General features: G+C 62.5%; 15 protein-coding genes. 12 read left to right on the forward strand and 3 right to left on the reverse strand.

The window, feature by feature from the left end; genetic code table 11:
- The 12 genes from nuoE (at position 1) to AC3RCP_RS20715 (ending at position 12,882) form a co-directional block, all read left to right on the forward strand.
- Positions 1-498, forward strand: a complete 498-nt coding sequence (nuoE, locus tag AC3RCP_RS20660; protein ID WP_007929184.1) for an NADH-quinone oxidoreductase subunit NuoE — start codon at positions 1-3, stop codon at positions 496-498.
- The gene (gene nuoF / locus AC3RCP_RS20665; protein WP_009044590.1) at positions 495-1,853 is read left to right on the forward strand and encodes an NADH-quinone oxidoreductase subunit NuoF; all 1,359 of its coding nucleotides are present in this window, start codon (positions 495-497) and stop codon (positions 1,851-1,853) included. The genes nuoE and nuoF overlap by 4 nt, the downstream gene beginning before the upstream one ends.
- A gap of 125 nt (positions 1,854-1,978) precedes the next feature.
- Complete coding sequence (nuoG, locus tag AC3RCP_RS20670) at positions 1,979-4,693, forward strand: NADH-quinone oxidoreductase subunit NuoG (RefSeq protein WP_492570965.1); 2,715 nt, start codon at positions 1,979-1,981, stop codon at positions 4,691-4,693.
- Complete coding sequence (gene nuoH, locus AC3RCP_RS20675; RefSeq protein WP_007929607.1) at positions 4,690-5,697, forward strand: NADH-quinone oxidoreductase subunit NuoH; 1,008 nt, start codon at positions 4,690-4,692, stop codon at positions 5,695-5,697. Before nuoG ends, nuoH begins: the two co-directional genes overlap by 4 nt.
- Positions 5,698-5,708: 11 nt before the next feature.
- Positions 5,709-6,257 (forward strand): NADH-quinone oxidoreductase subunit NuoI, encoded by a 549-nt coding sequence (gene nuoI, locus AC3RCP_RS20680; protein WP_003223795.1) that lies wholly within the window; start codon positions 5,709-5,711, stop codon positions 6,255-6,257.
- A gap of 9 nt (positions 6,258-6,266) precedes the next feature.
- The gene (gene nuoJ / locus AC3RCP_RS20685) at positions 6,267-6,767 is read left to right on the forward strand and encodes an NADH-quinone oxidoreductase subunit J (protein WP_101338481.1); all 501 of its coding nucleotides are present in this window, start codon (positions 6,267-6,269) and stop codon (positions 6,765-6,767) included.
- 13 nt (positions 6,768-6,780) lie between these two features.
- Positions 6,781-7,089 (forward strand): NADH-quinone oxidoreductase subunit NuoK, encoded by a 309-nt coding sequence (nuoK, locus tag AC3RCP_RS20690; RefSeq protein WP_085985111.1) that lies wholly within the window; start codon positions 6,781-6,783, stop codon positions 7,087-7,089.
- Entirely contained in the window at positions 7,086-8,939 is a 1,854-nt protein-coding gene (gene nuoL / locus AC3RCP_RS20695; RefSeq protein WP_101338482.1) for an NADH-quinone oxidoreductase subunit L, read from the forward strand. The genes nuoK and nuoL overlap by 4 nt, the downstream gene beginning before the upstream one ends.
- Positions 8,940-8,978: 39 nt before the next feature.
- Positions 8,979-10,511: an NADH-quinone oxidoreductase subunit M gene (nuoM, locus tag AC3RCP_RS20700; protein ID WP_101338483.1), complete on the forward strand. Its 1,533-nt coding sequence runs from the start codon at positions 8,979-8,981 to the stop codon at positions 10,509-10,511.
- A 7-nt stretch (positions 10,512-10,518) separates the two neighbouring features.
- Entirely contained in the window at positions 10,519-11,982 is a 1,464-nt protein-coding gene (gene nuoN / locus AC3RCP_RS20705; protein ID WP_007929613.1) for an NADH-quinone oxidoreductase subunit NuoN, read from the forward strand.
- 245 nt (positions 11,983-12,227) lie between these two features.
- Positions 12,228-12,578 (forward strand): type II toxin-antitoxin system RelE/ParE family toxin, encoded by a 351-nt coding sequence (locus AC3RCP_RS20710; RefSeq protein WP_092304518.1) that lies wholly within the window; start codon positions 12,228-12,230, stop codon positions 12,576-12,578.
- A complete protein-coding gene (locus tag AC3RCP_RS20715) occupies positions 12,568-12,882 on the forward strand; it encodes a helix-turn-helix domain-containing protein (RefSeq protein WP_007929615.1) in 315 nt (104 codons plus the stop codon). Before AC3RCP_RS20710 ends, AC3RCP_RS20715 begins: the two co-directional genes overlap by 11 nt.
- 171 nt (positions 12,883-13,053) lie before the next feature.
- Here the strand turns inward: AC3RCP_RS20715 and AC3RCP_RS20720 are convergent, their stop codons facing one another.
- The 3 genes from AC3RCP_RS20720 to AC3RCP_RS20730 are packed head-to-tail and all read right to left on the reverse strand — an operon-like array spanning position 13,054 to position 15,930.
- Positions 13,054-14,796, reverse strand: a complete 1,743-nt coding sequence (locus AC3RCP_RS20720; RefSeq protein ID WP_492570964.1) for an ABC transporter substrate-binding protein — start codon at positions 14,794-14,796, stop codon at positions 13,054-13,056.
- 50 nt (positions 14,797-14,846) lie between these two features.
- Positions 14,847-15,119 (reverse strand): DUF2160 domain-containing protein, encoded by a 273-nt coding sequence (locus AC3RCP_RS20725; protein WP_492570963.1) that lies wholly within the window; start codon positions 15,117-15,119, stop codon positions 14,847-14,849.
- A 10-nt stretch (positions 15,120-15,129) separates the two neighbouring features.
- Positions 15,130-15,930, reverse strand: coding sequence for a carbohydrate ABC transporter permease (locus AC3RCP_RS20730; RefSeq protein WP_007929618.1), 801 nt, complete (start codon positions 15,928-15,930; stop codon positions 15,130-15,132).

Consider the following 15,930-nt stretch of genomic DNA (forward strand, 5'->3'; position numbering starts at 1 on the left):
ATGAACAGCACGCTTATCCAGACAGACCGTTTCGCCCTGAGCGAAACCGAGCGCTCGGCCATCGAGCACGAGCTGCATCACTACGAAGACCCGCGCGCGGCGTCTATCGAAGCCCTGAAGATCGTCCAGAAGGAACGTGGCTGGGTGCCTGATGGCGCGCTCTACGCCATCGGCGAGATCCTCGGCATCCCGGCCAGCGACGTAGAAGGCGTTGCGACGTTCTACAGCCAGATCTTCCGTCAGCCGGTCGGCCGTCACATCATCCGTGTCTGCGACAGCATGGTTTGCTACATCGGCGGCCACGAGTCCGTGGTCAGCCAAATCCAGAGCGAGCTGGGCATCGGCCTCGGCCAGACCACCGCCGACGGCCGCTTCACCCTGCTGCCGGTATGCTGCCTGGGCAACTGCGACAAGGCCCCGGCGCTGATGATCGACGACGACACTTTCGGCGACGTGCAACCTGCTGGCGTGGCCAAACTGTTGGAGGGCTACGTATGACCCTGACATCCTTCGGCCCTGCCAACCGCATCCAGCGCAGCCCGGAAACTCATCCGCTGACCTGGCGCCTGCGCGACGACGGCGAGCCGGTATGGCTCGACGAGTACCAGGCCAAGAACGGCTACGCCGCTGCGCGCAAGGCCTTCGCCGACCTGTCCCAGGACGACATCGTCCAGACCGTCAAGGACGCCGGCCTCAAGGGCCGCGGCGGCGCGGGCTTCCCCACTGGTGTGAAGTGGGGCCTGATGCCCAAAGACGAATCCATGAACATCCGCTACCTGCTGTGCAACGCGGATGAAATGGAACCCAACACCTGGAAAGACCGCATGCTGATGGAGCAACTGCCCCATCTGCTGATCGAAGGCATGCTGATCAGTGCCCGCGCGCTGAAAACCTACCGCGGCTACATCTTCCTGCGGGGCGAGTACACCACCGCCGCCAAGCACCTCAACCGTGCCGTGGAAGAAGCCAAGGCCGCAGGCCTGCTGGGCAAGAACATCCTGGGCTCGGGCTTCGACTTCGAGCTGTTCGTCCACACCGGCGCCGGGCGTTACATCTGCGGTGAAGAAACCGCACTGATCAACTCCCTCGAAGGCCGCCGTGCCAATCCGCGCTCCAAACCGCCCTTCCCTGCCGCCGTCGGCGTGTGGGGCAAGCCGACCTGCGTGAACAACGTCGAGACCCTGTGCAACGTGCCGGCGATCATCGGCGACGGCGTGGAGTGGTACAAATCCCTCGCTCGCGAAGGCAGTGAAGACCACGGCACCAAGCTGATGGGCTTCTCCGGCAAAGTGAAGAACCCTGGCCTGTGGGAGCTGCCGTTCGGCGTGACCGCGCGCGAGCTGTTCGAAGACTACGCCGGTGGCATGCGCGACGGTTTCAAGCTCAAGTGCTGGCAGCCCGGCGGCGCCGGTACCGGTTTCCTGTTGCCTGAACACCTGGATGCGCAAATGTACGCCGGCGGCATCGCCAAGGTAGGCACCCGCATGGGTACCGGCCTGGCGATGGCGGTCGACGACAGCATCAACATGGTGTCGCTGCTGCGCAACATGGAAGAGTTCTTTGCCCGCGAATCCTGCGGCTTCTGCACCCCTTGCCGCGATGGCCTGCCGTGGAGCGTCAAGCTGCTGCGCGCCCTCGAGAAAGGCGAAGGGCAAGCCGGCGATATCGAGACCCTACTGGGTCTGGTCGGTTTCCTCGGCCCAGGCAAGACCTTCTGTGCTCACGCACCAGGCGCCGTGGAGCCATTGGGCAGTGCCATCAAGTATTTCCGTCCAGAGTTCGAGGCCGGCATCGCAGCCACCAGTGCTGCCGCCGTCCCGCCCCTGGCCCGGCCGATCGTAGTCGGCGCGTAAACGTATCGAACGAGGGTGGTCCGTGCCGCCCTCGTATCGCCTGAAGACGCCGCGACGCGCCAGGCGAGCACCAAGATTCCATTAGCCACGCCCGCTGACACCGGGCCAACGAAGAACTTTGAACCATGGCCACTATCCACGTAGACGGCAAAGCGCTCGAAGTCGATGGGGCGGACAACCTGTTACAGGCATGTCTGTCACTAGGCCTCGACATCCCTTATTTCTGCTGGCACCCCGCTCTCGGTAGCGTCGGTGCCTGTCGCCAGTGCGCGGTCAAGCAGTACACCGACGAGAACGACACCCGTGGTCGCATCGTCATGTCCTGCATGACTCCCGCCACCGACAACACCTGGATCTCCATCGACGATGAAGAATCCAAGGCCTTCCGCGCCAGTGTCGTCGAATGGCTGATGACCAACCACCCGCACGACTGCCCGGTCTGCGAGGAAGGCGGTCACTGCCACCTGCAAGACATGACCGTGATGACCGGCCACAACGAGCGCCGTTATCGCTTCACCAAGCGTACCCACCAGAACCAGGAACTCGGCCCGTTCATCGCCCACGAGATGAACCGCTGCATCGCCTGCTACCGTTGCGTGCGTTTCTACAAGGACTATGCCGGCGGCACCGACCTCGGTGTGTTCGGCGCCCACGACAACGTGTACTTCGGTCGTGTTGAAGACGGCACCCTGGAAAGCGAGTTCTCCGGCAACCTCACCGAGGTCTGCCCGACCGGTGTGTTCACCGACAAGACTCACTCCGAGCGCTACAACCGCAAATGGGACATGCAGTTCTCGCCGAGCATCTGCCATGGCTGCTCCAGCGGTTGCAACATTTCCCCGGGCGAGCGCTACGGCGAACTGCGGCGCATCGAGAACCGCTACAACGGTTCGGTGAATCAGTACTTCCTGTGCGACCGTGGCCGTTTCGGCTACGGCTACGTCAACCGCGAAGACCGTCCACGCCAGCCGCTGCTGAACGACGGTACCAAGCTGAACCTGGACCAGGCGCTGGACAAGGCCGCCGACCTGCTGCGCGGGCGCAATATTGTCGGTATCGGTTCGCCTCGCGCCAGCCTGGAAAGCAACTACGCCCTGCGTGAACTGGTAGGCGCCGAGCACTTCTACAGCGGTATCGAAGCCGCCGAACTGGAGCGCATCCGCCTGGTCCTGCAAGTGCTGAGAAACAGCCCGCTGCCTGTGCCGACCATGCGCGACATCGAAGACCACGATGCGGTGTTCGTCCTCGGCGAGGACCTGACCCAGACCGCCGCCCGCATGGCCCTGGCCCTGCGCCAGTCGGTCAAGGGCAAGGCCGAAGAGATGGCCGACGCCATGCGCGTCCAGCCATGGCTCGACGCCGCGGTGAAAAACATCGGCCAGCACGCGCTGAACCCGCTGTTCATTGCAAGCATTGCTGAAACCAAGCTCGACGACGTCGCCGAAGAGTGTGTACACGCCGCTCCCGACGACCTGGCGCGCATCGGTTTTGCCGTGGCCCACGCCCTGGATGCCAGCGCCCCGGCCGTCGAAGGTCTGGACAGCGAAGCCTTTGAGCTGGCCAAGCGCATCGCCGACGCCCTCCTCGCCGCCAAGCGCCCACTGATCATCGCCGGCACCTCCCTGGGTTCCAAGGCGCTGATCGAAGCCGCGGCGAACATTGCCAAGGCCCTCAAGCTGCGCGAGAAGAACGGTTCCATCAGCCTGATCGTGCCCGAGGCCAACAGCCTCGGCCTGGCCATGCTCGGTGGCGAATCGGTGGACGCCGCGCTGCAAGCGGTGATCGACGGTAAGGCCGACGCCCTGGTCGTGCTGGAAAACGATCTGTACACCCGCACCGACGCTGCCAAGGTCGATGCCGCGCTAAACGCCGCGAAAGTGCTGATCGTCGCCGACCACCAGAAGACCGCCACCAGCGATCGCGCGCACCTGGTCCTGCCAGCGGCCAGCTTCGCCGAGGGCGACGGCACCCTGGTCAGCCAGGAAGGCCGTGCCCAGCGCTTCTTCCAGGTGTTCGATCCAACCTATATGGATGCCAGCATCCTGGTTCACGAAGGCTGGCGCTGGCTGCATGCCCTGCGCTCTACCCTGCTGAACAAGCCGGTGGACTGGACCCAGCTGGACCACGTGACCGCCGCCTGCGCCCAGAGCAACCCGCAACTGGCGCACATCGTCGATGCCGCGCCATCGGCGTCGTTCCGCATCAAGGGCCTGAAGCTGGCTCGCGAACCGCTGCGTTACAGCGGCCGTACCGCCATGCGCGCCGATATCAGCGTGCACGAGCCACGTACCCCGCAGGACCAGGACACCGCGTTTTCCTTCTCCATGGAAGGTTACTCGGGCTCCGTGGAACCGCGCTCCCAGGTGCCGTTCGCCTGGTCGCCGGGCTGGAACTCGCCGCAAGCCTGGAACAAGTTCCAGGACGAAGTCGGTGGTCATCTGCGTGCCGGCGATCCGGGCACCCGCCTGATCGAAAGCCAGGGCGACAGCCTCGGCTGGTTCGCCAACGTGCCGCGCGCCTTCTCTCCTGCCCAGGGCACCTGGCAGGCGGTGCCGTTCTACCACCTGTTCGGCAGCGAGGAGAACTCTTCGAAAGCCGCTCCGGTCCAGGAACGCATCCCGGCCGCCTACGTCTCCCTGGCCAAGTCCGAAGCCGACCGCCTGGGCGTCAACGATGGCGCGCTGCTCGCCGTGAGCGTGGCGGGCCAGACCCTGCGTCTGCCGCTGCGCATCAACGAAGAGCTGGGCGCTGGCCTGGTGGCCCTGCCGGCAGGCCTGGCGGGCATTCCACCGGCGTTCTTTGGCAAATCCGTTGACGGTCTGCAGGAGGCAGCGCAATGACCTGGTTCACCCCCGAAGTGATCGACGTGATCCTGGCGGTCGTCAAAGCCCTGGTCATCATGCTGGCCGTGGTGGTCGCAGGTGCCTTGCTCAGCTTTGTCGAACGTCGCCTGCTGGGCTGGTGGCAGGACCGTTACGGTCCGAACCGCGTTGGCCCGTTCGGCATGTTCCAGATCGCCGCCGACATGCTGAAGATGTTCTTCAAGGAAGACTGGACCCCGCCGTTTGCCGACAAGGTGATCTTCACCCTGGCACCGGTCGTGGCCATGAGCGCCTTGCTGATCGCTTTCGCGATCATCCCGATCACCCCGACCTGGGGCGTGGCGGACCTGAACATCGGCCTGCTGTTCTTCTTCGCCATGGCCGGCCTGTCGGTCTACGCGGTGCTGTTCGCCGGCTGGTCGAGCAACAACAAGTTCGCCCTGCTCGGCAGCCTGCGCGCCTCGGCCCAGACCGTGTCCTATGAAGTGTTCATGGGCCTGGCGCTGATGGGCATCGTGGCCCAGGTCGGTTCGTTCAACATGCGCGACATCGTCGACTACCAGGCGCAGAACCTGTGGTTCATCATTCCGCAGTTCTTCGGCTTCTGTACCTTCTTCATCGCTGGCGTGGCCGTGACTCACCGTCACCCGTTCGACCAGCCGGAAGCGGAACAGGAACTGGCCGACGGTTACCACATTGAATACGCCGGCATGAAATGGGGCATGTTCTTCGTTGGCGAGTACATCGGCATCATCCTGATCTCGGCACTGCTGGTCACCCTGTTCTTCGGTGGCTGGCACGGTCCGTTCGGCATCCTGCCGCAACTGTCCTTCGTCTGGTTCGCCCTGAAGACCGCGTTCTTCATCATGCTGTTCATCCTGCTGCGCGCTTCCATCCCGCGTCCGCGTTATGACCAGGTGATGGACTTCAGCTGGAAATTCTGCCTGCCGCTGACCCTGATCAATTTGCTGGTGACTGCTGCGCTTGTGTTGTTGAACACGCCAGCAGGCGCGGTTCAGTGAGGATTTGACCCATGTTCAAATATATTGGCGACATCGTTAAGGGTACTGGTACCCAACTGCGCAGCCTGGTGATGGTCTTCGGCCATGGCTTTCGCAAGCGCGACACCCTGCAATACCCGGAAGAGCCGGTCTACCTGCCGCCCCGCTACCGTGGCCGCATCGTGCTGACCCGCGACCCCGATGGCGAAGAGCGTTGCGTAGCCTGCAACCTGTGCGCCGTGGCATGCCCGGTGGGATGCATCTCGCTGCAGAAAGCTGAAACCGAAGACGGTCGCTGGTACCCGGACTTCTTCCGCATCAACTTCTCGCGTTGCATCTTCTGCGGCCTCTGCGAGGAAGCCTGCCCGACCACCGCGATCCAGCTGACCCCGGATTTCGAGATGGCCGAGTTCAAACGTCAGGACCTGGTTTACGAGAAAGAAGATCTGCTGATCTCCGGCCCCGGAAAGAACCCTGATTACAACTTCTATCGTGTTGCAGGTATGGCCATTGCCGGTAAGCCAAAAGGCTCCGCGCAAAACGAAGCCGAGCCGATCAACGTGAAGAGCTTGCTGCCTTAAGGAAGAAAGATGGAATTCGCTTTCTATTTCGCGTCAGGTGTCGCCGTTGTCTCCACGCTCCGCGTGGTGACCAACACCAACCCTGTGCACGCCCTGCTCTACCTGATCATTTCGCTGATCGCCGTGGCGATGACCTTCTTCAGCCTCGGCGCGCCGTTCGCCGGCGTACTGGAAGTGATCGCCTATGCTGGCGCCATCATGGTGCTGTTCGTGTTCGTGGTGATGATGCTGAACCTGGGGCCTGCCTCGGTTCAGCAGGAACGCATCTGGCTCAAGCCCGGAATCTGGCTGGGGCCGGTGGTGCTCGCCACCCTGCTGCTGGTGGAGCTGCTGTACGTGCTGTTCAGCCACCAGAGCGGTACCGGTGTCGGCCACACCACCGTGGACGCCAAGGCCGTGGGTATCAGCCTGTTCGGTCCTTATCTGCTGGTGGTCGAACTCGCCTCGATGCTGCTGCTCGCCGCAGCCGTCACGGCGTTCCACCTGGGCCGCAACGAGGCGAAGGAGTAAGACCATGCCTACTATCGGAACTATCCCTCTGGAGCATGGCCTGGCCGTTGCCGGCATCCTGTTCTGCCTCGGCCTGGTCGGCCTGATGGTGCGCCGCAACATTCTCTTCGTGCTGATGAGCCTGGAAGTGATGATGAACGCCTCCGCCCTGGCCTTCATCGTCGCAGGTGCCAGATGGGCGCAGCCGGATGGACAGATCATGTTCATCCTGGTGATCAGCCTGGCAGCCGCCGAGGCCAGTATCGGCCTGGCGATCCTGTTGCAGCTGTATCGCCGCTTCCACACTCTCGATATCGACGCTGCCAGCGAGATGCGCGGATGAACCTTCTCTATCTGACTTTCCTGTTCCCCCTGATCGGTTTCCTGCTGCTGTCGTTCTCCCGTGGACGCCTCTCGGAAAACCTCGCCGCCCTGATCGGTGTCGGCTCCGTTGGCCTGTCGGCGATTGTCGCGGCTTATGTGATCTGGCAATTCAACGTCGCCCCGCCGGAAGGTGGCCACTACACCCAGGTGCTGTGGCAGTGGATGACCGTAGGCGACTTCAAGCCGACCTTCGCCCTGTATCTGGATGGCCTGTCCGTGACCATGCTCGGCGTGGTGGTGGGCGTGGGCTTCCTGATCCACCTGTTCGCGTCCTGGTACATGCGCGGTGAAGACGGTTACTCGCGCTTCTTCGCCTACACCAACCTGTTCATCGCCAGCATGCTGTTCCTGGTGCTCGGCGATGACCTGTTGTTCCTGTACTTCGGCTGGGAAGGTGTGGGCCTGTGTTCGTACCTGCTGATCGGTTTCTACTACAGCAACCGCAACAACGGTAACGCGGCACTCAAGGCCTTCATCGTCACTCGCATCGGCGACGTGTTCATGGCCATCGGCCTGTTCATCCTGTTCCAGCAGCTGGGCACCCTGAATATCCAGCAACTGCTGGTCGCGGCGCCTGCGAAGTTCCAGGCCGGCGACTTCTGGATCGTCCTGGCGACCCTGATGCTGCTGGGTGGCGCGGTCGGTAAATCCGCCCAGCTGCCGCTGCAGACCTGGCTGGCGGACGCGATGGCCGGTCCTACTCCGGTTTCGGCACTGATCCACGCCGCAACCATGGTGACTGCCGGTGTCTACCTGATCGCCCGTACCCACGGTCTGTTCGCCCTGGCGCCGGATATCCTGCACCTGGTGGGCGTCGTCGGTGGCGTGACTCTGGTCCTGGCCGGCTTCGCCGCGCTGGTCCAGACCGACATCAAGCGGATTCTCGCCTACTCGACCATGAGCCAGATCGGCTACATGTTCCTGGCCCTGGGCGTTGGCGCCTGGGACGGCGCGATCTTCCACCTGATGACCCACGCCTTCTTCAAGGCCCTGCTGTTCCTTGCCTCCGGTGCGGTGATCGTTGCCTGCCACCACGAGCAGAACATCTTCAAGATGGGCGGCCTGTGGAAGAAACTGCCACTGGCCTACGCCAGCTTCATCGTCGGCGGCGCGGCCCTGGCGGCCCTGCCACTGGTCACCGCCGGTTTCTACTCCAAGGACGAGATCCTCTGGGAAGCCTTCGCCAGCGGTAACCACGGCCTGCTGTATGCCGGTCTGGTGGGGGCCTTCATGACCTCGCTGTACACCTTCCGCCTGATCTTCATCACCTTCCACGGTGAAGCCAAGACCGAAGCCCATGCCGGCCACGGCATCAGCCACTGGCTGCCGCTGTCGGTGCTGATCATTCTGTCGACCGCCGTCGGCGCCATGATCACTCCACCGCTGCACGGTGTGCTGCCGCAAAGCGTCGGCCATGCCGGTGGCGAAGCCAAGCACAGCCTGGAACTGGCGTCGGGCGCCATCGCCATCGCCGGTATCCTGCTGGCCGCGCTGCTGTTCCTCGGCAAGCGTCGCTTCGTTACCGCCGTCGCCAACAGCAGCATCGGCCGCATCCTCTCGGCCTGGTGGTTCGCTGCCTGGGGCTTCGACTGGATCTACGACAAACTGTTCGTCAAGCCATATCTGGCGATCAGCCATGTACTGCGCAAAGACCCGCTCGACCAGACCATCGGTCTGATCCCGCGCCTGGCCAAAGGGGGCCACAACTCCCTGAGCCGTACGGAAACCGGTCAACTGCGTTGGTACGCCGCCTCGATGGCTGCTGGTGCCGTGCTGGTTATCGGCGCCGTCGTGCTGGTAGCGGTCTGATATGAACCTTGCGAACTTGCGAAAGGAATTGAGCCCGTCATGATTCTGCCTTGGCTAATCCTGATCCCCTTCATCGGCGGCCTGCTGTGCTGGATGGGTGAGCGCTTCGGCGCCACCCTCCCCCGCTGGATTGCGCTGATCACCATGTCCCTGCTGCTCACCCTCGGCCTCTGGCTGTGGGCCCACGGCGACTATTCACTCGCTCCGGCACCTGGCGCCGATCCGACCTGGACCCTGGAGTTCAAGCACGTCTGGATCGAGCGCTTCGGCATCAACGTGCACCTGGCCCTCGATGGCCTGTCGCTGTTGATGATCCTGCTGACCGGCCTCCTGGGCGTGCTGTCCGTCCTCTGCTCCTGGAAAGAGATCCAGCGTCACGTGGGCTTCTTCCACCTGAACCTGATGTGGATCCTGGGCGGTGTCGTCGGCGTGTTCCTCGCCCTCGACCTGTTCATGTTCTTCTTCTTCTGGGAAATGATGCTGGTGCCGATGTACTTCCTCATCGCGCTCTGGGGTCACAGTTCTTCGGACGGCAAGAAAACCCGGATCTACGCCGCGACCAAGTTCTTCATCTTCACTCAGGCTTCCGGCCTGATCATGCTGGTGGCGATCCTCGGTCTGGTGCTGGTCAACTTCAACGACACCGGCGTGATCACCTTCAACTACGCCGACCTGTTGAAGACCAAGATGTCGACCACCACCGAGTACGTGCTGATGCTCGGCTTCTTCATCGCCTTCGCGGTGAAATTGCCGGTGGTGCCGTTCCACTCCTGGCTGCCTGACGCTCACGCCCAGGCACCGACCGCGGGCTCCGTGGACCTCGCCGGTATCTTGCTGAAGACCGCGGCCTACGGCCTGCTGCGTTTCGCCCTGCCGCTGTTCCCGAATGCCTCGGCCGAGTTCGCGCCGATCGCCATGACCCTGGGTCTGATCGGGATCTTCTACGGTGCCTTCCTGGCCTTCGCCCAGACCGACATCAAGCGCCTGGTGGCATTCTCCAGCGTTTCGCACATGGGCTTCGTGCTGATCGGCATCTACTCCGGCAGCCAGCTGGCCCTGCAGGGCGCGGTGATCCAGATGCTCGCGCACGGTCTGTCGGCGGCAGCACTCTTTATCCTGTGCGGCCAGCTGTACGAACGCACCCACACCCGCGACATGCGTGAAATGGGCGGCCTGTGGTCGAAGATCGCCTACCTGCCAGCCATCAGCCTGTTCTTCGCCGCGGCCTCGCTGGGCTTGCCGGCGACCGGTAACTTCGTCGGCGAATTCCTGATCCTGATCGGCACCTTCGCCAGCGCGCCATGGGTCACCGTGCTCGCGACGTCCGGCCTGGTGTTCGGTTCGGTCTATTCGCTGATCATGATTCACCGCGCCTACTTCGGCCCGGCCAAGTCGGACGCGGTCCTGCACGGCATGGACGCTCGCGAACTGATCATGGTGGTCGGACTGGCGGCGCTGCTGATCTACATCGGCATCTACCCGCAACCGTTCCTCGATACCTCTGCCGCCACCATGAGTGGCGTGCAGCAATGGCTCGGCACCGCCTTCACTCAACTCGCTTCGGCCCGGTAAGAGCGCTATGGACTTTACGATTCAACACTTTATCGCGCTTGCGCCGCTGTTGATCACCAGCCTCACCATCATTGTGGTGATGCTGGCTATCGCCTGGCGTCGCAACCACTCGCAAACCTTCCTGCTGTCGGTCGCCGGTCTGAACCTGGCGTTGCTGTCGATTCTGCCGGCCCTGAAAGTCACCCCTCTGGCGGTGACTCCATTGCTGCAGATCGACCAGTTCGCCTGCCTGTACATGGCGCTGATCCTGGTGGCCACCCTGGCCTGCGTCACCCTCGCCCACGCCTACCTGGGCGACGGCGGCACCGGCTACCCAGGCAACCGCGAAGAGCTGTACCTGCTGATCCTGATGGCCGCCGCCGGCGGCCTGGTCCTGGTCAGCGCACAGCACCTGGCCGGCTTGTTCATCGGCCTGGAGCTGCTCTCGGTACCGGTCTACGGCCTGGTGGCTTATGCCTTCTTCAACAAGCGCTCGCTGGAAGCCGGCATCAAGTACATGGTGCTGTCGGCCGCTGGTTCCGCGTTCCTGCTGTTCGGCATGGCCCTGCTCTACGCCGAAGCCGGCAGCCTGAGCTTCAACGGCATCGGTCAGGCCCTGGCCGCGACCGGCCTGCCTAGCCCGCTGGCCCAACTGGGCCTGGGCATGATGCTGATCGGCCTGGCGTTCAAGCTGTCGCTGGTACCGTTCCACCTGTGGACCCCGGACGTCTACGAAGGGGCCCCGGCGCCTGTGGCGGCCTTCCTGGCCACCGCGAGCAAGGTGGCGGTATTCGCGGTGATGGTGCGTCTGTTCCAGATCTCGCCGGTGGCCAGCAGCGGTGTCCTGAACACCGTGCTGACCCTGATCGCGATTGCCTCGATCCTGTTCGGTAACCTGCTGGCGCTGACCCAGAGCAACCTCAAGCGTCTGCTGGGTTACTCGTCCATCGCCCACTTCGGTTACCTGCTGATCGCCCTGGTGGCGAGCAAGGGCCTGGCGATGGAAGCCATCGGCGTCTACCTGGTCACTTACGTGATCACCAGCCTCGGCGCCTTCGGTGTGATCACCCTGATGTCCTCGCCTTACAAGGGTCGCGACGCGGATGCCCTGTATGAGTACCGCGGCCTGTTCTGGCGCCGTCCGTACCTGACCGCCGTACTCACCGTGATGATGCTGTCCCTGGCCGGCATCCCGCTGACCGCAGGCTTCATCGGCAAGTTCTACATCATCGCCACCGGTGTCGAAGCGCACCAATGGTGGCTGGTCGGTTCCCTGGTCCTGGGCAGCGCCATCGGCGTGTTCTACTACCTGCGCGTCATGGTCACCCTGTACCTGATCGAGCCGAACCTGCGCCGCGTCGACGCCCAGCTGCACTGGGAACAGAAAGCCGGCGGCGTGATGCTGCTGGCCATCGCGGTCCTGGCGTTCTTCCTCGGCGTCTACCCACAACCGCTGCTGATCCTGGTCCAGCAATCCGGTCTGGCGGGCTGATCGCTCAAGCACGATCCGCAGTAAAACAAGACGGCGCCTTCGGGCGCCGTTTTGTTTTCCGAAGAAAACCGCCCTGCCCTTCCTCCTGCCGCCTGAAAGGAATTGCCTTTCAGGCTTCAAAGACGCGTCCTACGTCTCATCCTGATTGCTAAGTCTAAGGTCATTAAAAGGCGACGAGCGTCATGCGCAACGCCTTGACCTCTTGACCTATCCAATCAAAAATATACGTAGGTTACGTACAAAGCATGGACGCACTTTTTATTGAGTTACCCCCGTTCCAGCGCTATCGACAGGACTATCTGGACGACGAGCTTTTTCGTAGCCTGCAGCTTGAATTGCTCAAAGCCCCCGAAGCCGGAGATCTCATCGAAGGAACCGGTGGCTTGCGCAAGATCCGTTTTGTCGATGAGCGAAGACACAAGGGCAAACGCGGCGGAATCAGGGTGATCTATTACTGGTGGTCCGGAGGCGCCCAGTTCTGGCTCTTCACCCTTTACGCAAAGAACGAGCAGAACGACCTGACACCCCAACAGAAAAAACTGCTCAAGCAACTGTTGAACAGAGAAGTCGAGGCAAGGACCCATCATGAAACGTGACATCTTTTCCGAACTGGTCGAAGGTTTCGACGCCCTGGCCAAAGAGCGCCAAGGCAAGCTCACGCTGCGTAGCCACAAGGTCAAGCTGAGCGCATTGCTCCCGATCACCGCCGAAGAAGTGCTGGCAGTGCGCGAACAGCTGAACCTGTCCAGATCGGTATTTGCCATGTACCTGCGCACCAACACTCGAACCCTGGAGAACTGGGAGCAAGGACGGGCAAAACCCAACGCTCAGGCCACCACCCTGATCCGCCTGGTACAGCGCTTTCCCGATACGGTGGAGCGGCTGGCAGCACTGGCCTGAAGATCTGCGCCGGTTCGAGGGACATCATCGCGGGCAAGCCTCGCTCCTACAGACAAGCAGTGTCTTCGCCACCTGGTCTGCCCGCGACAGCGATTGCCCTGACAGCACAACAGCCATTCCCAAAACACAACGGCACCCGAAGGTGCCGTTGCGCATTACCGATCCACAACCTTATTTGCGCGCTGCCTCCCACGACTTGAGCAGTTCGTTGTAGCTCACGGTTTCCCCCTTGGGTTTCTCGTTGGCCAGTTTCGGTTTCGGCGCGCCCGGCTGGTCGAACCAGTATTGCGCGTCGCGCTCGGGGTTCATTTTCGGCGCGCAGGTGGCCTGGGCTTTCGAGCGCTCGAGCCGGGTCATGATCGCGTCCTGGTCCTTGGCCAGGCCATCGAGCGCCTGTTGCGGGGTTTTCTCGCCGCTGGCGGCTTCGGCGATATGGCTCCACCACAACTGCGCCAGGCGTGGATAGTCCGGCACGTTGGTGCCGGTCGGCGTCCACTGCACGCGGGCCGGGCTGCGATAGAACTCCACCAGGCCACCGAGCTTCGGCGCCAGGTCGGTCATCGCCTGGGAGTTGATGTCCGACTCACGGATCGGTGTCAGGCCGACGATGGTTTTCTTCAGCGACACGGTTTTCGAGGTCACGAACTGGGCATAGAGCCAGGCCGCGAGTTTCTGCTTCTCCGGGGTGGACTTCATGAAGGTCCAGGAACCCACGTCCTGATACCCCAGCTTCATGCCCTCTTCCCAGTACGGTCCACGCGGCGACGGCGCCATGCGCCATTTCGGCGTGCCGTCGGCGTTCATCACCGCCAGGCCCGGCTTGGTCATGTCGGCAGTGAAGGCGGTGTACCAGAAGATCTGCTGGGCAATATTGCCCTGGGACGGCACCGGCCCTGACTCGGAGAAGGTCATGCCCGCCGCCTCCGGTGGCGCGTACTTTTTCATCCAGTCGACGTATTTGGTGGTGGCGAACACCGCCGCCGGGCCGTTGGTGTCGCCGCCGCGGGTCACGCTGGAGCCCACCGGATGACAGTCCTCGACGCGGATCCCCCACTCGTCCACCGGCAAACCGTTGGGCAAGCCCTTGTCGCCACCGCCGGCCATGGAGAACCAGGCATCGGTGAAGCGCCAGCCCAGGGACGGGTCCTTCTTGCCGTAGTCCATATGCCCATAGACCCGCTTGCCGTCGATCTCCTTGACGTCCTCGCTGAAGAACTTGGCGATGTCCTCATAGGCCGACCAGTTCACCGGTACACCCAGCTCGTAGCCGTACTTCTCCTTGAACCTGGCTTTCAGGTCGGCCCGCTCGAACCAGTCGGCGCGGAACCAGTACAGGTTGGCGAATTGCTGGTCGGGCAACTGATAGATCTTGCCGTCCGGCGCGGTGGTGAAGGAGATGCCGATGAAGTCCTTGATGTCCAGGGTCGGCGAGGTGTAGTCCTTGCCTTCGTTGGCCATCAGGTCGGTGATGGATTCGGTCTTGCCATAACGAAAGTGCGTGCCGATCAGGTCGGAGTCGTTGACCCAGCCGTCATAGATGTTCTTGTCCGACTGCATCTGGGTCTGCAGCTTCTCCACCACGTCGCCCTCCTGCAGCAGGTCGTGGGTCAGCTTGATCCCGGTGATTTCGCTGAAAGCCTTGGCCAGCACCTTGGACTCGTACTCATGGGTGGCGATGGTTTCCGAGACCACGTTGATCTTCATCCCGCGAAACGGCTCGGACGCCTTGATGAACCACTTCAGCTCTTCCAGCTGTTGTTCCGCGGTCAGCGTGGATGGCTTGAACTCGCTGCCGATCCACTTTTTCGCGGCGTCCTCATAGGCGTCGGCCCAGGCCGTCGCGCTCAGGCCGCTCAATGCCAGCATGGCCGCCAATGAAACGCTATGTCGCAGCTTATTGTTTTTGTCGAACATAGAGACCTCCCGGTTGAATTTCGAAGCAGGACCGCCGCGCCCGCGCCCGGCTAGCCCCAACGCATCACAGCCAACAGCCACACCAGGGACAGCACGAACGCCGCCCAGATGCTCCAGTCGGTGGCGCCGATTACCAGCAGATGCAGGTAGGCGCTGCCGAGAAGACCGATAAACAGACGATCGCCACGGGTGGTGGCAATCGGCAGGAAGCCACGCCGAGGGATGCTCGGCGAACGCAGCTCCCACGTGGTCATGCCCAGCAGGATCAAGGCAATGACACCAAAGAATGCCGCCGTCGGGGCGGTCCAGTTCATCCATTCCATCAACGGTTCCTCATACCCGGCCCAGGGCGAAGCCCTTGGCCACATGGTTGCGAACAAACCAGATCACCAGCATGCCCGGCAGGATGGTCAGCACCCCGGCGGCCGCCAGCACGCCCCAGTCGATACCGGAGGCGGACACGGTGCGGGTCATCACCGCGGCGATCGGCTTGGCGTTCACCGAGGTCAAAGTCCGCGCCAGCAGCAGCTCGACCCAGGAAAACATGAAGCAGAAGAACGCCGTCACACCGATCCCCGAGCCGATCAGCGGGACGAAGATCTTCACGAAGAATTTGGGAAAGCTGTAGCCATCGATGTAGGCGGTCTCGTCGATTTCCTTCGGCACCCCGGACATGAAGCCTTCGAGAATCCATACCGCCAGCGGCACGTTGAACAGGCAGTGGGCCAGGGCCACGGCAATGTGCGTATCGAACAGGCCGATGGACGAATACAGCTGGAAGAACGGCAGCAGAAATACCGCCGGCGGCGCCATGCGGTTGGTCAGCAGCCAGAAGAACAGGTGCTTGTCGCCGAGGAAGCGGTAGCGCGAAAAGGCGTAGGCCGCCGGCAGCGCCACGCTCAGGGAAATCACCGTGTTCAGGCTGACGTAATACAGCGAGTTGAGGTAGCCGGTGTACCAGCTGGGGTCGGTGAAGATCACCTTGTAGTTGTGCCAGGTGAAGTCCTGGGGCCACAGGGTCAGGCTGCCGAGGATCTCGTTGTTGCTCTTGAACGACATGTTCAGCAACCAGTAGATCGGCACCAGCAGGAACAGGATGTAGATCAGCAGCGGTATCAGCTTGCGCTTGGTCAT

Source organism: Pseudomonas sp. GW822-FHT05A08, assembly GCF_058800485.1.